Below are 14,819 nucleotides of genomic sequence, written 5' to 3'. Positions count from 1 at the left end.
TATCTCGGCGGACGAACAGGTAAGTTCACCTGCTTCTTTCGCTCCGAATCAGCGCAACTGCTCGCGGGCGGCGGCCATCCCGGCCTCCAAGTCCACGTCCTCACCGGCCTCGTGAAACGCCTCGCCGATGGCGCGCACGCCGCGAAGAATCTGCTCCGACGAGAGATTACCCATGTTGCTCACCCGGAAGATTTCGCCGCCGAGATGGGCCTGCCCGCCGCTGATGCTGACACTGCGGTCGGTCACCGCGTCGAAGAAGGCGTCTGGATTCTCGCGGACGCCTGCGGGGAGCGAAATCGCAGTGAGGGTGTTCGAGTACTCTGATTCGTCGTTTTTCTCGGGGAACATCGACAACCCCATCGCCATGAACGCGGCGCGGAATGCCCGCGACTGACTCCGATGGCGGGAAATCCGTTCCTGCATACCCTCTTCTTCGATGTTCTCCACTGCAACCGCGAGGCCGCGGAAGAGCGGGACGGCGCTCGTGAAGGGTGTCTGGTGGGACTCCGCCTTGCGAAGATGCCAGTCCAAATCCTCGTAAAACGGCGCTTTCTCGCCGTCGAACGCTTCCTGTGCGCGGGGCGTGGCGTACATCGCGCTGGTGCCCGGTGGAGCCGCGAGGCATTTCTGGGCGTCCGTGACCGCGACATCGACGTTCCACTCGTCAACGAGGAACTCGTCGCCGCCGAGGGAGGTGACGCCGTCAACGACGAAGTAGGCGTCGTGTTCCTCGGCGATTTCGCCGACTTCGGCGACCGGATTCAACAATCCGGTGCTCGTCTCGTTGTGAACCATCGTGACGACTTTCGTGTCGTCGCTGACGGCCTCTGCGACTGCCTCTGGTTCGACCGGGTGACCCCAATCGAACTCGACGGGGGTGACATTCGCGTACCGGTCGGCGATTCGCTTGAATCGCCGACCGAACTTCCCGTTGACGACGGTGACGACTTCGTCGCCTTCGCCAGCAAGGTTGGCCACAGCGGCCTCCATCGCCATCGTCGCGGTGCCGTTGAAGACGAGGCTGGTACCGCCGCTCGTCGTTTTCGTTCCATCGAGCGACGACCGCTCGAAGATGTAATCGAGACTGTTCTGTGCGCGTTCGTACACCGATTCGAACTCGGCGGAGCGGTGCGAAACCATCGGTTCGCTCATCGCGGTTCGAACCTCACGCGCGAGGGGGACTGGGCCGGGGTTGAGTAGGAGAAAATCCTCTCGCATACACGTTCGTTCAACCTCCCACTAAATAAGCGTCGTGCGGGGCGCAATTTCCGCCACTTGTCGTCGCGTCAAATTATACCGGGCGATAATTTCACTATTCGTCCTTCGAAGCGTTTCCTCCGCTTCCGGGGTTGTTTCTGACGACCCACGCCAAAAGTGCCGTTGGACTACGCGACTGCGTCCAGATGGTTCCCGGCCCTTCGAACTCACACAGGAGTCCGTCGCCGTGCCCAGAGACGGAGCTAACGCTACTCACTCGGCGAAGCGAATAATCGACCGTTTCCTCGAACGCGACGACGTGGCCCGTATCCACTTCGTACCGCTCTTCGGGGTCGAGACTGACGACCGAAAGAGCGCCGTAGCTCGACAGAAACGACGAACCTGAACCCGACAGTTCCAGCAGAAAGTCGTTTTTGCACTCGACGAACCTCTCGTTTTCGCCGAGTTCGGCGTCGAGTTCGACGCCGAACTCGACTGCGAGGAACGAACAGGAGGGAGCGTACAGGATTTCGTCACGCAGCTTGAAATGAAAAATATCGCCCGGAAACGGCGGTGCCAGCGTTACAGTACCGGGTCGTTTCGCGGTGAACGTCGTAGCGAATGGTCGGTTGCTCTCGTGCAGGGCATGGCTCGGTGAGTCCGTTTCGTCAGCTTCGGTCGCGGTGATTTCGACTCCCTGCGAATGGCTGACCAGCGACCCTGCTTCGGCCCGAATCCCCTCCTCCGCGTCCAGTGTCATATCGAGTTGTGCGAACCCCGGTTGATTCGTGATTTCGTACTCCATACTCGCACGAAACACGGGATGAAGATTCATAGCCCTCGTGGCCTCTTGACGCGCGTTTGATGTGCTAGTCACGAGGTATTTGTGCGAGATGTCGGTCGACGGAGGTACGAAGGGAGGTAAGTCACGACGGAGGTATGAGGTGAGGCACGTCTACTACTGAAAAGGTGCGCCTTGCTTTCCCGCGAAAACCTTCCTACTCGAATTTCTCAAGCAGTCGTTCGTAGAACCCGCTTTCACCGCCATCTGCCAACTTCTCCACGATTAACTCGGGCGTAGACCGCGCGAGGTGATTTTTCACCGGTGAGCGCTCGACGACCAACTCGCCGTCAACCAATCCCTTGGCTTCGATGCCGTCCACCGCGACATCTTCGTCGGCGACGTCACGAATCTCGTCCGCAAGGTGGGAGACGAACACGCCGGTTACGTCGCGCTCGCCGAGTTCCTCCAAAATCCCGGCGATGATTTTCGCGCTGGCTCCGGGTTCCGTGATGCTTTCGAGTTCGTCCACCAGCACCAATCTTCCAGCCTCCCCGTCCGCGAGGGAGGCGAACTCCCGAAGCGTGCTCTCGAACGCCCCGGCGTCGAGGGTCCCCTGCGTTTTGCCGTGATAGTGTAGTTCCTCGAACCGTCCCAGTCGAACCGATTCGGCGGGTACCGGAAGTCCCATCTGCGCGAGGATGACGATGAGTGCCACCAAATCGAGTGTGGAGGTTTTTCCGCCGCTGTTGACTCCCGAGAGGAGCGCGACGCCCGAAACGCCGTAATCGACCGGTTCGACCGCAGAGAAATCCACGTCCAGCAGGGGCGACCGTCCGCCGACGATTTCGAACCCGTTTCCACCAGTTTCGAACTCCGGTAGCACACAGTCGAAATCCCGCGCAAACCGAGACACGGCGAGTTCCACGTCCAGTTCGAGCGCGGCGTGTACCAACTCCTCCGCCGACTCGCGTTCGTCGGCGAGCGTCTGCGCCAAATCGCGTTTGTGTCGCTCTTCCCGACGGGACTTCTCGGCCTCCAACTGCTCCCGGAGACGCGCAATCACGCTCTCGTCGTGTTCGACCGGAAACGAGGGTTCGTCGGGGAACGCCTGCCGAGCGATTTCGGTTTCGCCAGCGTCCAGCGAAAGTGTGTCAATCAGGTGCTCCCGCGCGGCCTCGATTGCGGCGTCGTACTCGTCTGCCAGTTCACGCGAGAGCAGCGAATCCACGCCTGCACCTTGTTCGACCAGCGACAGCAAATCAGAGCCTTCGATGGTCACGTCGCGCTCCCGAATCGCGTCCCGAAGGCGGTCGTTGGCCACGTTTTCCGCCATCGACACGCCAGCGTCCAAATCGGCTATCGCGTCGGTCAGACGGGCCAGTTCGTCGTCGCCCGTCACGCTGCCGTCCGTCGTCACGCGGGCGAGTGCCGATTCCAGTTCTTCGATGTCGAGCGGTGCGTCCATTCCCGCGACCTGATGCACTTCCACGGCGGCGAGAAGCGTCTCGCGATTTTCCGCGAAGAAGGCGAGCGGTCGCTCGGGGACGAGTTCCGCCGGAGTTTCGAGTGCGTCGGGTTCGACGCGAACGTCTCCTTCGATGGTGACGCCCGTGAACGATTCGTCCAGCGCGACGACGGTGGAGTACCCCCGCGCCAGTTCGGCCAACTCGCGAGCGTCTTCGACTACCTCGACGGGGAGTTCGGGAATCTTTTTGCGGGCTTCCGCGTACCGCTCGGCGTCCGTCGTCGCCAGACAGCGGTCGCGGACGGTCACGTCGCGCGGATTCGACAGGGGTTCGACGCCCGCCAATGCATCCTGAATCTCAGCAGTCGGTTCTCGTTTCATCGCTCGCGCGGTGAACTCGTGTACCTCCTCGATTCGGGAGGCCGTCGCGCTGGGGTACAGCGTTTTGAGGCGCTTTTCCGCGTAGGTAGTGACGGCCCGCGCTTGGAGCAGGGTGAGAACGTCACGGTACAGTTCGCGCGCTCTGTCGGTCGCGAGAAAGCCGCCGGGGTCGTCGTGTCGAATCCTGATTGCGGCGCGCGCGATGGCCGCGGCGCGCCCTTCTGAGATGTTGGGCGCTCGTGCGAGAGTGGCCACATCGCCGGTTTCAAGCGCGTCTACGGAGCCGTCGAGTTCCGTGAGCGCGTCGGCCGTCTTCGCACCGACACCCGGTATCGCCTCGAAATCCATTCGCTCCGTGATATTTCGTCACCCATAAAAAACGTTCCCGACGCGATGCGAAGTTAACAGCAACCGGCGTCTTCCCAGTTACCACACTGGTATCCGTCGCCGTAGTCACAGCAGTCCCGACTGTATCGCTGGTAGCCGCCACCGTACTTACACGCTTCACCGGTACAGTCGTATTCGGTGTAGCAGTTCTGCGGCGTCACTTCATCTGCTGCAGCAACGGCAGTTGCACCGAGCCGGCCAACGCGCCAGCGCTAATCGCTTTCAGTAGCGTTCGACGACTCGACTGGGGTTTTTCCACATTTTCACCGACTATACATAATAATTATACTAAATTAATATAAACTATTGTGTATATAAATACTTGGTAAGTAATGTATTTATAAAGTATATAGCAAGTTAATCGGAGAATCAGGCACGTCGGTATGTCCCTCGATTCACATCACGAACGTTTTGGAGACGTAGACGAGAATTGGTTGTATGCCGACCGTCGAGGAGAAACTGGCCGCGATGAAAGCAGACCTCGCCGACCGCGACGGCGTCCTCGTCGCGTTCAGCGGCGGCGTCGATTCGAGCGTCGTCGCCGCCCTCGCGCACGATGCGCTCGGTGACGACGCCGTCGCCTGTACCGCAAAGAGCGAAACACTTCCCGACGCCGAACTGGAAGACGCGAACGAAGTAGCCGAAGAAATCGGTATCCGGCACGAAATCGCCGAGTTCAGCGAACTGGACGACCCCGCGTTCGTCGCCAACGACGACGACCGCTGTTATCACTGCCGGACGATGCGGCTCGGAACGATGTTCGAGCGAGCGAGCGAACTCGGCATCGACATCGTCTGCGACGGGACGAACGCCGACGACGTGGACGCCGGACATCGCCCCGGCCTACGCGCGGTGGAGGAACTCGACGCCTATTCACCGCTCCTCCAGCACGACATCTCGAAAGCCGAAGTGCGCGAAATCGCGGAACTGTACGACCTTTCGGTCGCCGACAAACCCGCCATGGCGTGTCTCTCTTCGCGCATTCCGACTGGTTTGGAAGTCACCGAAGAACGACTTTCCCGAATCGAGCGCGCCGAAACCCTCCTTCGCCAGTGGGGTTTCTCCCAGTTTCGCATCCGCGACCACGACGGCCTAGCGCGCATCGAAGTCGGCGAAGACGAACTCTCGCGCGCGCTAGACGAGGAGTTCGCCAGTGCTGCCCGCGACTATCTCACGGAACTCGGCTTCGACCACGTCACGCTCGATTTAGGCGGTTACAGGACGGGAAGCGTGAGTCCGGAAGGCGAATCTGCGGATGCTGAAAGCGAGTCGAAACGAACGGACGAACCGCTGGTCGAAGACGTGTTTAGCACCGACTATCCGACTAGCGATTCATAGAAATCGACGGCGTTCGCACCCAACGGGTGGCAGTTTGCTGGCACGCGAACTGCGGTCTGTAGCTGCTGGCACGCGAGCTAAGGGCACAGGCACGAACGCTACAATGGGATACGTAACCACCTCCCTTAGTTATAAGCCGGTTACGAGTTCCGAAAGCCGTCATTGTACGGCTGGGAAATTTTATCGCAAAGACAGAATAGGGGGTCGCTACCGGCCAGTCCACTTCAACAGCAGGAGCGTTCCTTCGAACAGTCCGACCATGGTGAGCGCGACGAGGAATGGGGCCATTCCCGTCGGGTCAGGACTGAAGAGGAACGAGAAGCCGAGGAAACCGCTCCAGAAGTACAACCGCTTGTCTGCCAGCCACTTCCGGGTCGTCAGTCCCATCATGATGGCGAGCATGATGAGCAGTGGAATCTGGAACACCACCGCCAGCACGCCCATCATCATCAGAATGAGGTCGAACGTTTTCGTCAGTCCGAATGCGACCTCGACGACGGCGGCGTTATTTGTGTAGGAGAGAAAGTAGGTGAAGATGGCGGGCAGGATGAGGAAGTGGGCGAAGCTGATGCCCACGAAGGCGAGGACGAGGCTGGTCGGCACTGCGGCGAGGTAGTATCGGCGCTCGTTGGGGTACAGGCCGGGCCTCATGAATAGGTACGTCTGATACACCATGACGGGGAGGGCGACGATGACCCCGGCGAGGCTGGCCACCTTGAGTTCCGTCATGACGAGCGCGAGCGGATGGTAGAGGCGAGGGCGGGTGGTCTCGTCGACTGGAAGCACCGAGTACCAGAGGAAGTTGATGACGTTTTCCGCGAACGGGAGCGTGACGACGCTTACGACGCCAGCCATGATGAGGACGACCGCGAGCCGTTTTATCATCTCCTCGATGTGGTCGGCCAGCGGCATCTCCTGGTCGCTCGTCGGCTGGCTCGGTCGCTCGACAGCCGGCTCCGGGTCTTCGGGCGCGTACAGGTGCTCCTTCTCCTCCGGCGGCTCTCGACCCTCCTCCGGGGCCGGAGTCTTCGATAGATTACTTCCTGCCGACGCCTCCGATTCTTCGCCCATTCACCCGGTGCTAAGCATCCGGGTTATTATAGGCTTTCTTCATCTTGCGAGACGAGAAGATTGATAACTGGGACGGGGTTACCATTCGCAAGGAATGTCTACCTCGGGGAACAGCCTTATCGGCGAAGATACCGCGAAGACGGTCGCTAGCGGCCGTGAGACGATTGGTGCGATGCTTTCGAGCGCGCAGAAGCATCTGCAAAAAGTCTTTATCGTATTCGTTCTCGGCTTCCTCGGTTCGTTCTATGCGATGTCGATGGTCGTCTGGCCGTTTTTGGAGGACGTGACGACCTCGGGAATGCCCCAACACATAATGGAGAAGGTCAACATCGTCGCGGTGACGCCCTTCGACGTTATCCTCTTACAGGCAAAAGTCGCGATGGTCGCTGGCGCGCTCATCGCGCTTCCCGTTCTCCTCTATCTTAGCCGCGATTCCCTTCGACAACGCGAATGGTATCCCGACCTCTCGATTTCGTACTGGAAAATCTTCCCGATGGTCGTTCTCGCCATCGTGTTGTTCATCGGAGGTCTTTCTTACGGCTATTCGCTTTTCTTCCCGATAATGTTCGGGTTCCTCGCCGAAAACGCGGTTAATGCGGGATTCAGCCCGAACTACGGCATCGTCGAATGGACGGAGTTCGTCCTCGTGCTGACCCTTTCGTTCGGCCTCGCCGCCGAGATGCCCCTCGTCATGAGTTCGCTCGGCTACACGGGCATCGTCCGCTACGAAACGTTCCGCGACAAATGGCGGTACGCAGTTATCGGAATCTTCGTCTTCGGCGCGTTCTTCTCCCCGCCAGACCCGTTCACGCAGATTATGTGGGCTGCGCCACTGCTCGTCCTGTACGCGTTCAGCCTCTACCTGACGAAAATCGTCGTCACCATCCGTCGCGGAAGCGAGGAGGTAAGCCTCGGAAAGACGGTTCGGGAGAAGTGGAACCACATCGTCGGCATCATGCTTGTCGCCGCTGGCGGAACCTACCTGTTCATCTCGCAGGGTGGCGGTCTCTACGTTCAGAACGAACTCCTCCCGATGCTTCCGGCGGAATACCGTCCGGTGAACGACATCCCGACTCTTCAGCAGTTCCTCGGCCTTCCGCGCGAGACGGCCATCATCGCCGTCGTCGCCGCGTTTGCGCTTCTCGGATTTGTCATCGCAGTGTTCTACTTCCTCTCCGCCTCGCTCGAAGCCGGTTCGACGATGGAACCGTCGGGCGCGCCGAGCGCGCTCGACGTGGACGAACTCGATTCGGCGGGCGTCCGCGCGGCACCACCCGAGGTGTTCGAGGAGATGAGCGAAGGGGAGTCGCTCGACCACGCACGCACCGCGATGGAGAACGACAACCCCGACAAGGCACAGCTCATCCTCGACCGCTGGGACGAGGTCAACGAAGAGGACGAAGAAGAGGAAGACCCCGAAGTCCGCGAAGCCGACGGCGCACCGCTCGCTGAGGACGTTGCGAGACAGCAGAATAAGGACGACGACGGAAACGTCGTCCAAAGCACGGCCGCCGGGATGGCGAACGCCTTTACCGACGACGAAACGACGGAGGACGACATCGGCGGCTACTACTACGACATCGCGTTCATCTTCCGGAGCCTCACGTCGAAGATGTTCCGCATTGTCGGGATGTTCATGCTCGTCCTCGCGGGCGTGTTCGTCTGGCTCTACAACGGCGGTATCGGCTACATCAACGACGACTTCACGAGGCGCGTTCCGCAGGAAATCGTTCGACAGGGTGACCTGCTCAACATCGTGACGCTTCACCCCGTCGAGGCGCTCATCTTCGAGGTGAAAATCAGTACCCTGCTCGCCGCCGTCTCCGTGCTTCCGATGGTGATGTACTACGGCTGGCCCGCGATGAAAGAGCGCAAACTCGTCAAGGGGAACCGCAACGTGTTCTTCGTCTGGGGTCTGGCGCTCTTCATCGGTCTCGCCGTCGGGAGTGCCATCGGCTACGGACTCATCGCGCCGACCATCATCTCGTGGTTGGTCACCGACGCCCACGCCGCGGACATGCTAATCTCCTACCGGGTGAAGAGCTTCTTCTGGCTCGTCTTCTTCACCACGGTCGGTATCGGCCTCCTCGCGAACATCCCGGTTTCGATGTTCCTGTTCCACACGGGCGGCATCCTCAACTACAAGTCGATGCGCAACCGCTGGCGAGTGTTTGTGGTCGGCACCTTCGCAATCGCGGGACTGGTGACGCCGGACAGCCTCTACACGATGTTCCTCGTCGCAATCCCGACTTCACTGGCATACGGACTGGGACTCGCAATCCTGTGGGTGTTCACCTTCGGCGGCAGGCGCGCCTGACGGTGTGCTTAAGTATGCTTCCAAGAATATCACGGTATGAGCAAGATAAGCGTCGAAGTGCCCGACGAACTGCTGGCGGACTTGGATGCACACGTCGGTGAAGACGGCAAATTCGTCAACCGAAGCGAGGCGATTCGCGCCTCCGTCAGGAAGATGCTGGACGTTTTGGACGAAATAGACGAGCGCCACGGGAGATTACAGGATGACTGACAGACGGCCAGAATCCGCTCTCGCCACCGGCCAACTCGCCATCGCTGGCCTGTTCGTCACAGCCCTCGTGACGGCCCAACTCACCGCGGCGAAAGTGCTGGCTTTTGGCCTTCCGTTTTCGCTCCCGATTACCGAAGATGCGCTGGTTCTTCCGGGTGCGGCGTTGGCCTACGCGCTGACCTTCTTCGCGTCGGACTGCTATTCCGAGTTGTACGGACGCCGGGCCGCGACGAGACTCGTGAACGTCGGCCTCGTTATGAACTTCGTCATGCTGGCGCTCGTCTGGTCTACCATCCAAGCGCCCGCCGCACAGTCCAGCGTCGACCCGGCGATGTTCGAAACCGTCCTCAGCGCGAGCACGCCCATCGTGGTCGGTAGCCTGCTTGCCTACGTCGTGAGCCAGAACTGGGACGTTTTCGTCTTCCACGAAATCCGCGAACTTACCGACGGTGCGCACCTCTGGGCGCGTAACATCGGTTCGACGGCGAGCAGTCAGGCCATCGACACGGTCATCTTCGTCAGTATCGCGTTTTTCGTCTTCCCGCAGTACCTCGGTATCGGGGCGAAACTCCCCGGAAGCGTCATCCTCTCGCTCATCGTCGGTCAGTACATCTTCAAACTGCTCATCGCCTTCTTCGACACGCCGTTCGTTTACGCCGTCGTCGGCTATCTGCGCTCGCAGGGCCACGCGCCGTCGTATTCGACTGCGGCGGACTGACGGCGATTCGTGTTTTTCGGGATACAGCTATACGTGATGAGAAAATAATATCTAATACACTGATGCAATCTCCGCAGGAGAAAACGGTACCAGTCGTCGATATCCTGGAAATTGCCGGTCTGTTTCTCCTCCCCACGCTCGGTTTCGGACTCGCCGTGGCCCCCCTCGGGAGCGGTGAAAATCTCACTGTGGGACTGTTCGTCGGCGCGATGTTCGGCGCGATGTTCGGCGCTATTTTGATGTCTATGCGGCGTGTGTTCTACGCCGTCAGAACCGAGAATGGTATCGAGCGAAGACAGCGAACTTACAGTAGTGACCCGGACGAAAACCCGTGGGTTCGGGCCGCAAATATCGAGTACGACGAGAAGTACGACCGGATTCTCGCGGCAGTGCTCGCTGTCGTCGGAATCGCCGCGTTTGCGGCGATTCCGATGCTGAATCCCGACGGATTTGGCGTCGTGCGATTGACTCTTCTCGGACTGTTCGGAATCGTGACTTCGCTCTTCATCTTCGCTGCTCCACGCCCATGACGAGTCCCGGGCCGCTTTTCGGGCGAATCGACTATCTCGTTAGTCGATTCGCTGGGCGAAGCCGAATCGTGGTTTGACTTCCTCGACGCGAATTTCGACCGTTTCACCGGCCTCCGTGCTCGGAACGAACAGCGTATAGCCTTCGACTTTCGCGATACCGTCGCCTTCGCTGCCGACGTTCTTGATAGTCACTTCGAGAGTGTCGCCCGCTTCGACGGGCGCGGTGAGATAGCCCCGAGCGACGAGGTACACTTCCGAGGATTCGTCGCGGGAAGCCTCGGGACTCATCGTTCTCACGTACTCGAACTCGTCTTCGACGTCGGCGCGCAAGTCGTCCAAATCCGGCCCCTGAAACACCTTTGCGACGAAGTCGCCACCGCTGTCTAACATCTCCAGCGCCGTCTCGAACGCCTGTCGGGCGAGGTACACCGAGCGAGCGTGGTCTAAGCTGTACTCGCCCGTCATGTTCGGTGCCATGTCGGAGAGGACGACATCGGCGGAACCAACCGTCTCGTGGACTTTCTCCCGTGTTTTCTCCTCGGTCATGTCGCCGCGAATCGTCTCGACGCCGTCTAGTTCGTCGATTCGCTGGAGGTCAACGCCGACGACGGTTCCCGAGTCGCCGACCTTCTCCTTTGCGACCTGTAGCCACCCGCCAGGAGCGGCACCGAGGTCGATGACGGTGTCGCCCTCGTCCATGAGATTCGCCTCCTCGTCCAACTGCTGTAGCTTGTAGGCAGACCGGGCGCGGTAGCCCTCCTGCTTGGATTTGTTGTAGTAGTGGTCTTTGCGAGCCATTTGTTGCTGAATGGTATCGTTCCGAGGCGTAAACGCCCTTCGTTCGCTCGCTACTCACCTGCCGTTCGTCTGCCACTCACTTCGTCACTCCGTCACTCAATACTCACTAGTCACTACTCACTTCGCTCGTCTGTCGCCGCCGTGGTTGTGACTTCTCGGGTGAAAAATACTGCCGGAGAGTTCGTGTCAGCGATGTTCACACTCGTCCTGATGTCGGACGAGATCCGATTTATTCTTCCCGCCGACGAAGACTTTCTTATTGCAATAGTCACAGATACCCCACCGTGGGTCGTCTTCATCGAGCGTATATCCTTCTGGCCGCCACTCCTGCGACATATTCGAGAAGAGTACCTTCTCCCGTAAAACGTTTATCAAAAATCTGTTTGTTATCGGGCGTAATAATCGGGTGCAAGCGGTGAGATGGGCACAAACTGTTTGTCATACGCACACGTCGCGCGCGCGAACGGGTGACTTTTTATGCCGCCGTTTCGTAGCAATCGCCAACATGTTCAAGGCTATCGTGAGCGCGGATACGCTCCGGACGACGATTGATTCCGTGGGCGTACTGGTGGATGAGTGTAAAATCCACCTCGAAGAGGATGGCCTCGCTATCAAGGCGGTTGACCCGGCGAACGTCGGCATGGTCGACCTCCAACTCTCCAACGAGGCATTCGAATCCTACGAAGCGGACGGCGGCGTCATCGGCGTCAACTTAGACCGACTCGAAAGCATTGCGGGAATGGCCAGTTCCGACCAACTCATCGAGTTGGAACTGGACGAAGAAACCCGCAAACTCCACATCAAAATCGACGGACTGGAGTACACCCTCGCACTCATCGACCCTGACTCCATCCGACAGGAACCCGACATTCCGGACTTAGACCTCCCCGCGACCATCGTCGTCGAGGGTTCGGACATCGACCGCGCCGTCAAAGCCGCCGACATGGTTTCCGACCACATCGCACTCGGCGTTGACGAGGACGAGGACGTGTTCTACGTCGAAGCGGAGGGCGACACCGACAACGTCGATTTGAAACTCGACACCGACGATCTCATCGACCTCACCGCAGGCCCGGCCCACTCTCTGTTCAGTCTCGACTATCTGAAAGACATGAACAAGGCGCTCCCGAAAAACGGCGAAGTGACCATCGACCTCGGCGAGGAGTTCCCGTTGAAACTTCACTTCGAAACCGCGGAAGGCATGGGCGAAGTGACGTACATGCTCGCGCCGCGTATTCAGAGCGACTAACGACGCGATTCGTTTCTCTCCCAGTTCGTTCGATACCGACCGGAATCACAGATTCCGGTCGATAACCGCTTTTGCCGACTGGGCCTTTTCCTTCCATCCGTATCCTGCTTCGTAGACGTGGCGCTTGCTCTCGACCAGTTCTTCGGGCGAGGATTCCTCGAATCCGCCGCGCCCCCACGTCCCGCTTTTGTGAAGCCAGTCGACGACGTTCTCGCGGGTTTCTGGCCACGACAAGCCGACCATCTCGTACCACGCAATCATGGCGAAGACGGCGTTGTCGTGGGTTCCGGGGACGCTTCCTTTCTCGTAAATCGTTTCCATCGGTTCGAAACTCGGCTCGGACACCGTCTCGCGGAACTCCTCCGCGCTGAGGAGGCGGAGCGCGCCGTCGCTTTCGACCACCCGCTTTTCATGTTTGAGGCGACTCAACGCCGCCGCGTGAAGGCCATCCCAGCGCCCGTGAATCCTTTCCCGGAGTTCTTCTTCCGGATACGAATCGGTGGAGAGCACCGCGACGATGTCCGTGTACGACTTTTCGATGTCGGCCCACGGTTCGCCGTCGAACCGGCAGTCCGGGCCGTGGAGGTTCGTCGTGGTTCGGCAATCGGGACACGGATACGCGAAACGTGGCACAGAAATCGGTTTCTCACGCGGCGGTAATAGATGATTGGATTCCAGCGCGCTCTGGAAATGCCGCGTTTCCACTCTCTAAATCGAGGTAATCGTCCGTTACCGAGCGACCGTCGCGTTTATTCGTGACCGCACAAATTGGCGAGTATGAACTCGCTCCACGCCCGATACCCGTTCCTCACGAGTTCCCGTGAGGCGGTTCGGGACGCGAACCTCGACCTCGCCGAAGTTATCGCTAGCGAGGGCGACCGTCACCCTGCGGTCGAGCGTGGCGTGGAGCGCGTGCGCCGCGCACTGCTGGACGGGACGGTTCGCTCTCCCGCGGACGGCCCACGATGGGGAATAACCGCGGAAGTCCTCTCGTATCCCATCGCCCGGATGTTGGTGTCGCTTCTCGATGCCCCCGGTGCAGTCGAAAAGTACGCCAGTGCGGAAGCGGGAACGGCCTACGAGCAGTTCGTCGGCGATTTCGAATCGTCGGACGACGGCCTGAAAAGCACGCAAGGAACCTCTCTCACGCTCGAATCGCTCCTTTCCGACTTCGACCTTTCCGAGTCGGTCACGAAACGCGAGGACGATTTTGGCGTTGCGGTCGGCACCTACCTCTCGCTGGTTGGTGACTTTTCGGGGGACGACTGGCGACTCGTTTCGCGGCGACTTTCGGACGGACTCGTCGGCGTCTCACAGGCGGAACTCCACGAACTGCTCCGCTCCGCGGCGGAAGAACGCATCGCCTCTGACCTTCCGCTTTCCGTGCCGGAGGAAATCGAGGATGCGCTGTCCGAAGAGGTGTCGGAACTGGAATCGTCGTTCACCGACGCCGACTTTTCGCACGACATCGACACGCTCGCACCCGGATTCTTCCCGCCGTGTATGCAGGCGCTGCTCACGGATATTCGGGACGGGGAACCGCTCGCTCCTGCGTCGGAATTTTCGCTCGTGTCGTTTCTCGCCAGCATCGGACTCGACGCCGACGAGGTGTTGGCGCTCTGTGAGGTGCGCGATTCGTCGCGTGCAGACCGCCTGCGCTACCGCGTCGAACGCGTGCGCGACGAGCGAAGCGCGCAGTTCGCCCCGCCGAGTTGCGCGACGCTGGATGCCTACGGCGACTGCGTGAACAAAGACGACCGCTGTGAGACGATTACGCATCCCCTCGTCTACTACGAGGACGCGCTGGACGAGAACGGGACCGTGACGGACTGGCGCGACCGGTAGCGACGCTCGGTCGGCAGACTCCTCGGTGTGGATTTTCTTCTCGACGCTTAGTGTTGATTCGCTAGCCAGAATCCGACGCCGGCCATCAGGAACACGAAGCCAACCATGACGGCGACGAGTGCGAGCGCGCCCTGTTCCGTGAGGCCGCCGCTGTCGTACTGAGTGCCGACGAAAACTGTGGCTGCGATAAATAGACCGACCGACACGACGGAGACGACGATGTCACGAATCGTCTCGCCCTCGATATTCATGTCCGGCGTTTCCCACGGTTCGGTCAAAAGTTCTCCGTTTCGAAGTCGAGAGTGAGAGCTCGACGAAAATTTCTATCGTTGCGCCTTCAGCGCACCGCAATTCCCTGTCTTTACCGATGACGGAGAGACAGCGGTTCACGATTAGTCCGGCGCGAGTGCAGCTACATTTTCGGATGATTTTGCCGTGGCTGCAACTCCCGACTCCAAATGACCGCATGCGGAGCGGCGTGCCAGCGGTCGGCGCACTCGCCCGCAGGTGGTGGCGGTTTCATTGGAGT

Annotated in this window: 16 protein-coding genes; 8 read left to right on the top strand and 8 right to left on the bottom strand. The window is 59.8% G+C overall.

Annotated features, from left to right (window positions below; genetic code table 11):
* Positions 1-48: 48 nt before the first annotated feature.
* The 4 genes from BW974_RS12245 to BW974_RS25655 form a co-directional block, all read right to left on the bottom strand.
* The gene (locus BW974_RS12245; protein ID WP_076430566.1) at positions 49-1,218 is read right to left on the bottom strand and encodes a pyridoxal-phosphate-dependent aminotransferase family protein; all 1,170 of its coding nucleotides are present in this window, start codon (positions 1,216-1,218) and stop codon (positions 49-51) included.
* A gap of 94 nt (positions 1,219-1,312) precedes the next feature.
* On the bottom strand, positions 1,313-2,032 hold the full coding sequence (locus BW974_RS12240; protein ID WP_245800065.1) for a TIGR00266 family protein: 720 nt from the start codon (positions 2,030-2,032) through the stop codon (positions 1,313-1,315).
* A 163-nt stretch (positions 2,033-2,195) separates the two neighbouring features.
* Entirely contained in the window at positions 2,196-4,175 is a 1,980-nt protein-coding gene (locus tag BW974_RS12235) for a MutS-related protein (protein ID WP_076430564.1), read from the bottom strand.
* Between the two features lie 53 nt (positions 4,176-4,228).
* Entirely contained in the window at positions 4,229-4,375 is a 147-nt protein-coding gene (locus tag BW974_RS25655; RefSeq protein WP_175609688.1) for a hypothetical protein, read from the bottom strand.
* 277 nt (positions 4,376-4,652) lie between these two features.
* Here BW974_RS25655 and larE point away from each other — a divergent pair, with 277 nt between their 5' ends.
* Positions 4,653-5,552 carry an ATP-dependent sacrificial sulfur transferase LarE gene (larE, locus tag BW974_RS12230; RefSeq protein WP_076430563.1) on the top strand — a complete coding sequence of 300 codons (900 nt, stop codon included), beginning with the start codon at positions 4,653-4,655 and terminating at the stop codon, positions 5,550-5,552.
* 207 nt (positions 5,553-5,759) lie between these two features.
* Here larE and tatC read toward each other — a convergent pair whose 3' ends face one another.
* Positions 5,760-6,623, bottom strand: a complete 864-nt coding sequence (gene tatC / locus BW974_RS12225; RefSeq protein ID WP_076430562.1) for a twin-arginine translocase subunit TatC — start codon at positions 6,621-6,623, stop codon at positions 5,760-5,762.
* A 94-nt stretch (positions 6,624-6,717) separates the two neighbouring features.
* Between tatC and BW974_RS12220 the strand changes: the two genes are divergently transcribed.
* From BW974_RS12220 to BW974_RS12205, 4 genes are all read left to right on the top strand, one after another.
* Positions 6,718-8,940 carry a twin-arginine translocase subunit TatC gene (locus tag BW974_RS12220; RefSeq protein WP_076430561.1) on the top strand — a complete coding sequence of 741 codons (2,223 nt, stop codon included), beginning with the start codon at positions 6,718-6,720 and terminating at the stop codon, positions 8,938-8,940.
* A gap of 36 nt (positions 8,941-8,976) precedes the next feature.
* A complete protein-coding gene (locus BW974_RS12215) occupies positions 8,977-9,150 on the top strand; it encodes a ribbon-helix-helix domain-containing protein (RefSeq protein WP_049969459.1) in 174 nt (57 codons plus the stop codon).
* Positions 9,143-9,868 (top strand): queuosine precursor transporter, encoded by a 726-nt coding sequence (locus BW974_RS12210; protein ID WP_076430560.1) that lies wholly within the window; start codon positions 9,143-9,145, stop codon positions 9,866-9,868. Before BW974_RS12215 ends, BW974_RS12210 begins: the two co-directional genes overlap by 8 nt.
* A gap of 62 nt (positions 9,869-9,930) precedes the next feature.
* A complete protein-coding gene (locus BW974_RS12205) occupies positions 9,931-10,398 on the top strand; it encodes a hypothetical protein (RefSeq protein WP_076430559.1) in 468 nt (155 codons plus the stop codon).
* Positions 10,399-10,437: 39 nt separating this feature from the next.
* Here BW974_RS12205 and BW974_RS12200 read toward each other — a convergent pair whose 3' ends face one another.
* Entirely contained in the window at positions 10,438-11,196 is a 759-nt protein-coding gene (locus BW974_RS12200; RefSeq protein ID WP_076430558.1) for a 23S rRNA (uridine(2552)-2'-O)-methyltransferase, read from the bottom strand.
* A 210-nt stretch (positions 11,197-11,406) separates the two neighbouring features.
* Between BW974_RS12200 and BW974_RS25650 the strand changes: the two genes are divergently transcribed.
* A complete protein-coding gene (locus tag BW974_RS25650; protein WP_175609687.1) occupies positions 11,407-11,559 on the top strand; it encodes a hypothetical protein in 153 nt (50 codons plus the stop codon).
* Positions 11,560-11,701: 142 nt separating this feature from the next.
* Positions 11,702-12,445: a DNA polymerase sliding clamp gene (locus tag BW974_RS12195; RefSeq protein ID WP_049969463.1), complete on the top strand. Its 744-nt coding sequence runs from the start codon at positions 11,702-11,704 to the stop codon at positions 12,443-12,445.
* A 45-nt stretch (positions 12,446-12,490) separates the two neighbouring features.
* On the opposite strand, the gene BW974_RS12190 is transcribed toward BW974_RS12195, so the two are convergent.
* Positions 12,491-13,078 carry a DUF7474 family protein gene (locus BW974_RS12190; RefSeq protein WP_076430557.1) on the bottom strand — a complete coding sequence of 196 codons (588 nt, stop codon included), beginning with the start codon at positions 13,076-13,078 and terminating at the stop codon, positions 12,491-12,493.
* A gap of 144 nt (positions 13,079-13,222) precedes the next feature.
* Between BW974_RS12190 and BW974_RS12185 the strand changes: the two genes are divergently transcribed.
* Positions 13,223-14,290 (top strand): DNA primase large subunit PriL, encoded by a 1,068-nt coding sequence (locus BW974_RS12185; RefSeq protein WP_076430556.1) that lies wholly within the window; start codon positions 13,223-13,225, stop codon positions 14,288-14,290.
* A gap of 47 nt (positions 14,291-14,337) precedes the next feature.
* On the opposite strand, the gene BW974_RS12180 is transcribed toward BW974_RS12185, so the two are convergent.
* Complete coding sequence (locus BW974_RS12180; protein ID WP_076430555.1) at positions 14,338-14,541, bottom strand: DUF7472 family protein; 204 nt, start codon at positions 14,539-14,541, stop codon at positions 14,338-14,340.
* Positions 14,542-14,819: the final 278 nt, after the last annotated feature.

Source organism: Haladaptatus litoreus (assembly GCF_900156425.1).
Taxonomy (GTDB): Archaea; Halobacteriota; Halobacteria; order Halobacteriales; family Haladaptataceae; genus Haladaptatus; species Haladaptatus litoreus.
This window is presented reverse-complemented; position numbering and strand designations above follow the sequence as displayed.

Coding starts and splice junctions, on each gene's coding strand:
- BW974_RS12245 (WP_076430566.1), bottom strand. CDS start 1,218: ATGCGAGAGGATTTTCTCCTACTCAACCCCGGCCCAGTCCCCCTCGCG.
- BW974_RS12240 (WP_245800065.1), bottom strand. CDS start 2,032: ATGAATCTTCATCCCGTGTTTCGTGCGAGTATGGAGTACGAAATCACG.
- BW974_RS12235 (WP_076430564.1), bottom strand. CDS start 4,175: ATGGATTTCGAGGCGATACCGGGTGTCGGTGCGAAGACGGCCGACGCG.
- larE (WP_076430563.1), top strand. CDS start 4,653: ATGCCGACCGTCGAGGAGAAACTGGCCGCGATGAAAGCAGACCTCGCC.
- tatC (WP_076430562.1), bottom strand. CDS start 6,623: ATGGGCGAAGAATCGGAGGCGTCGGCAGGAAGTAATCTATCGAAGACT.
- BW974_RS12220 (WP_076430561.1), top strand. CDS start 6,718: ATGTCTACCTCGGGGAACAGCCTTATCGGCGAAGATACCGCGAAGACG.
- BW974_RS12215 (WP_049969459.1), top strand. CDS start 8,977: ATGAGCAAGATAAGCGTCGAAGTGCCCGACGAACTGCTGGCGGACTTG.
- BW974_RS12210 (WP_076430560.1), top strand. CDS start 9,143: ATGACTGACAGACGGCCAGAATCCGCTCTCGCCACCGGCCAACTCGCC.
- BW974_RS12205 (WP_076430559.1), top strand. CDS start 9,931: ATGCAATCTCCGCAGGAGAAAACGGTACCAGTCGTCGATATCCTGGAA.
- BW974_RS12200 (WP_076430558.1), bottom strand. CDS start 11,196: ATGGCTCGCAAAGACCACTACTACAACAAATCCAAGCAGGAGGGCTAC.
- BW974_RS25650 (WP_175609687.1), top strand. CDS start 11,407: ATGTCGGACGAGATCCGATTTATTCTTCCCGCCGACGAAGACTTTCTT.
- BW974_RS12195 (WP_049969463.1), top strand. CDS start 11,702: ATGTTCAAGGCTATCGTGAGCGCGGATACGCTCCGGACGACGATTGAT.
- BW974_RS12185 (WP_076430556.1), top strand. CDS start 13,223: ATGAACTCGCTCCACGCCCGATACCCGTTCCTCACGAGTTCCCGTGAG.
- BW974_RS12180 (WP_076430555.1), bottom strand. CDS start 14,541: ATGAATATCGAGGGCGAGACGATTCGTGACATCGTCGTCTCCGTCGTG.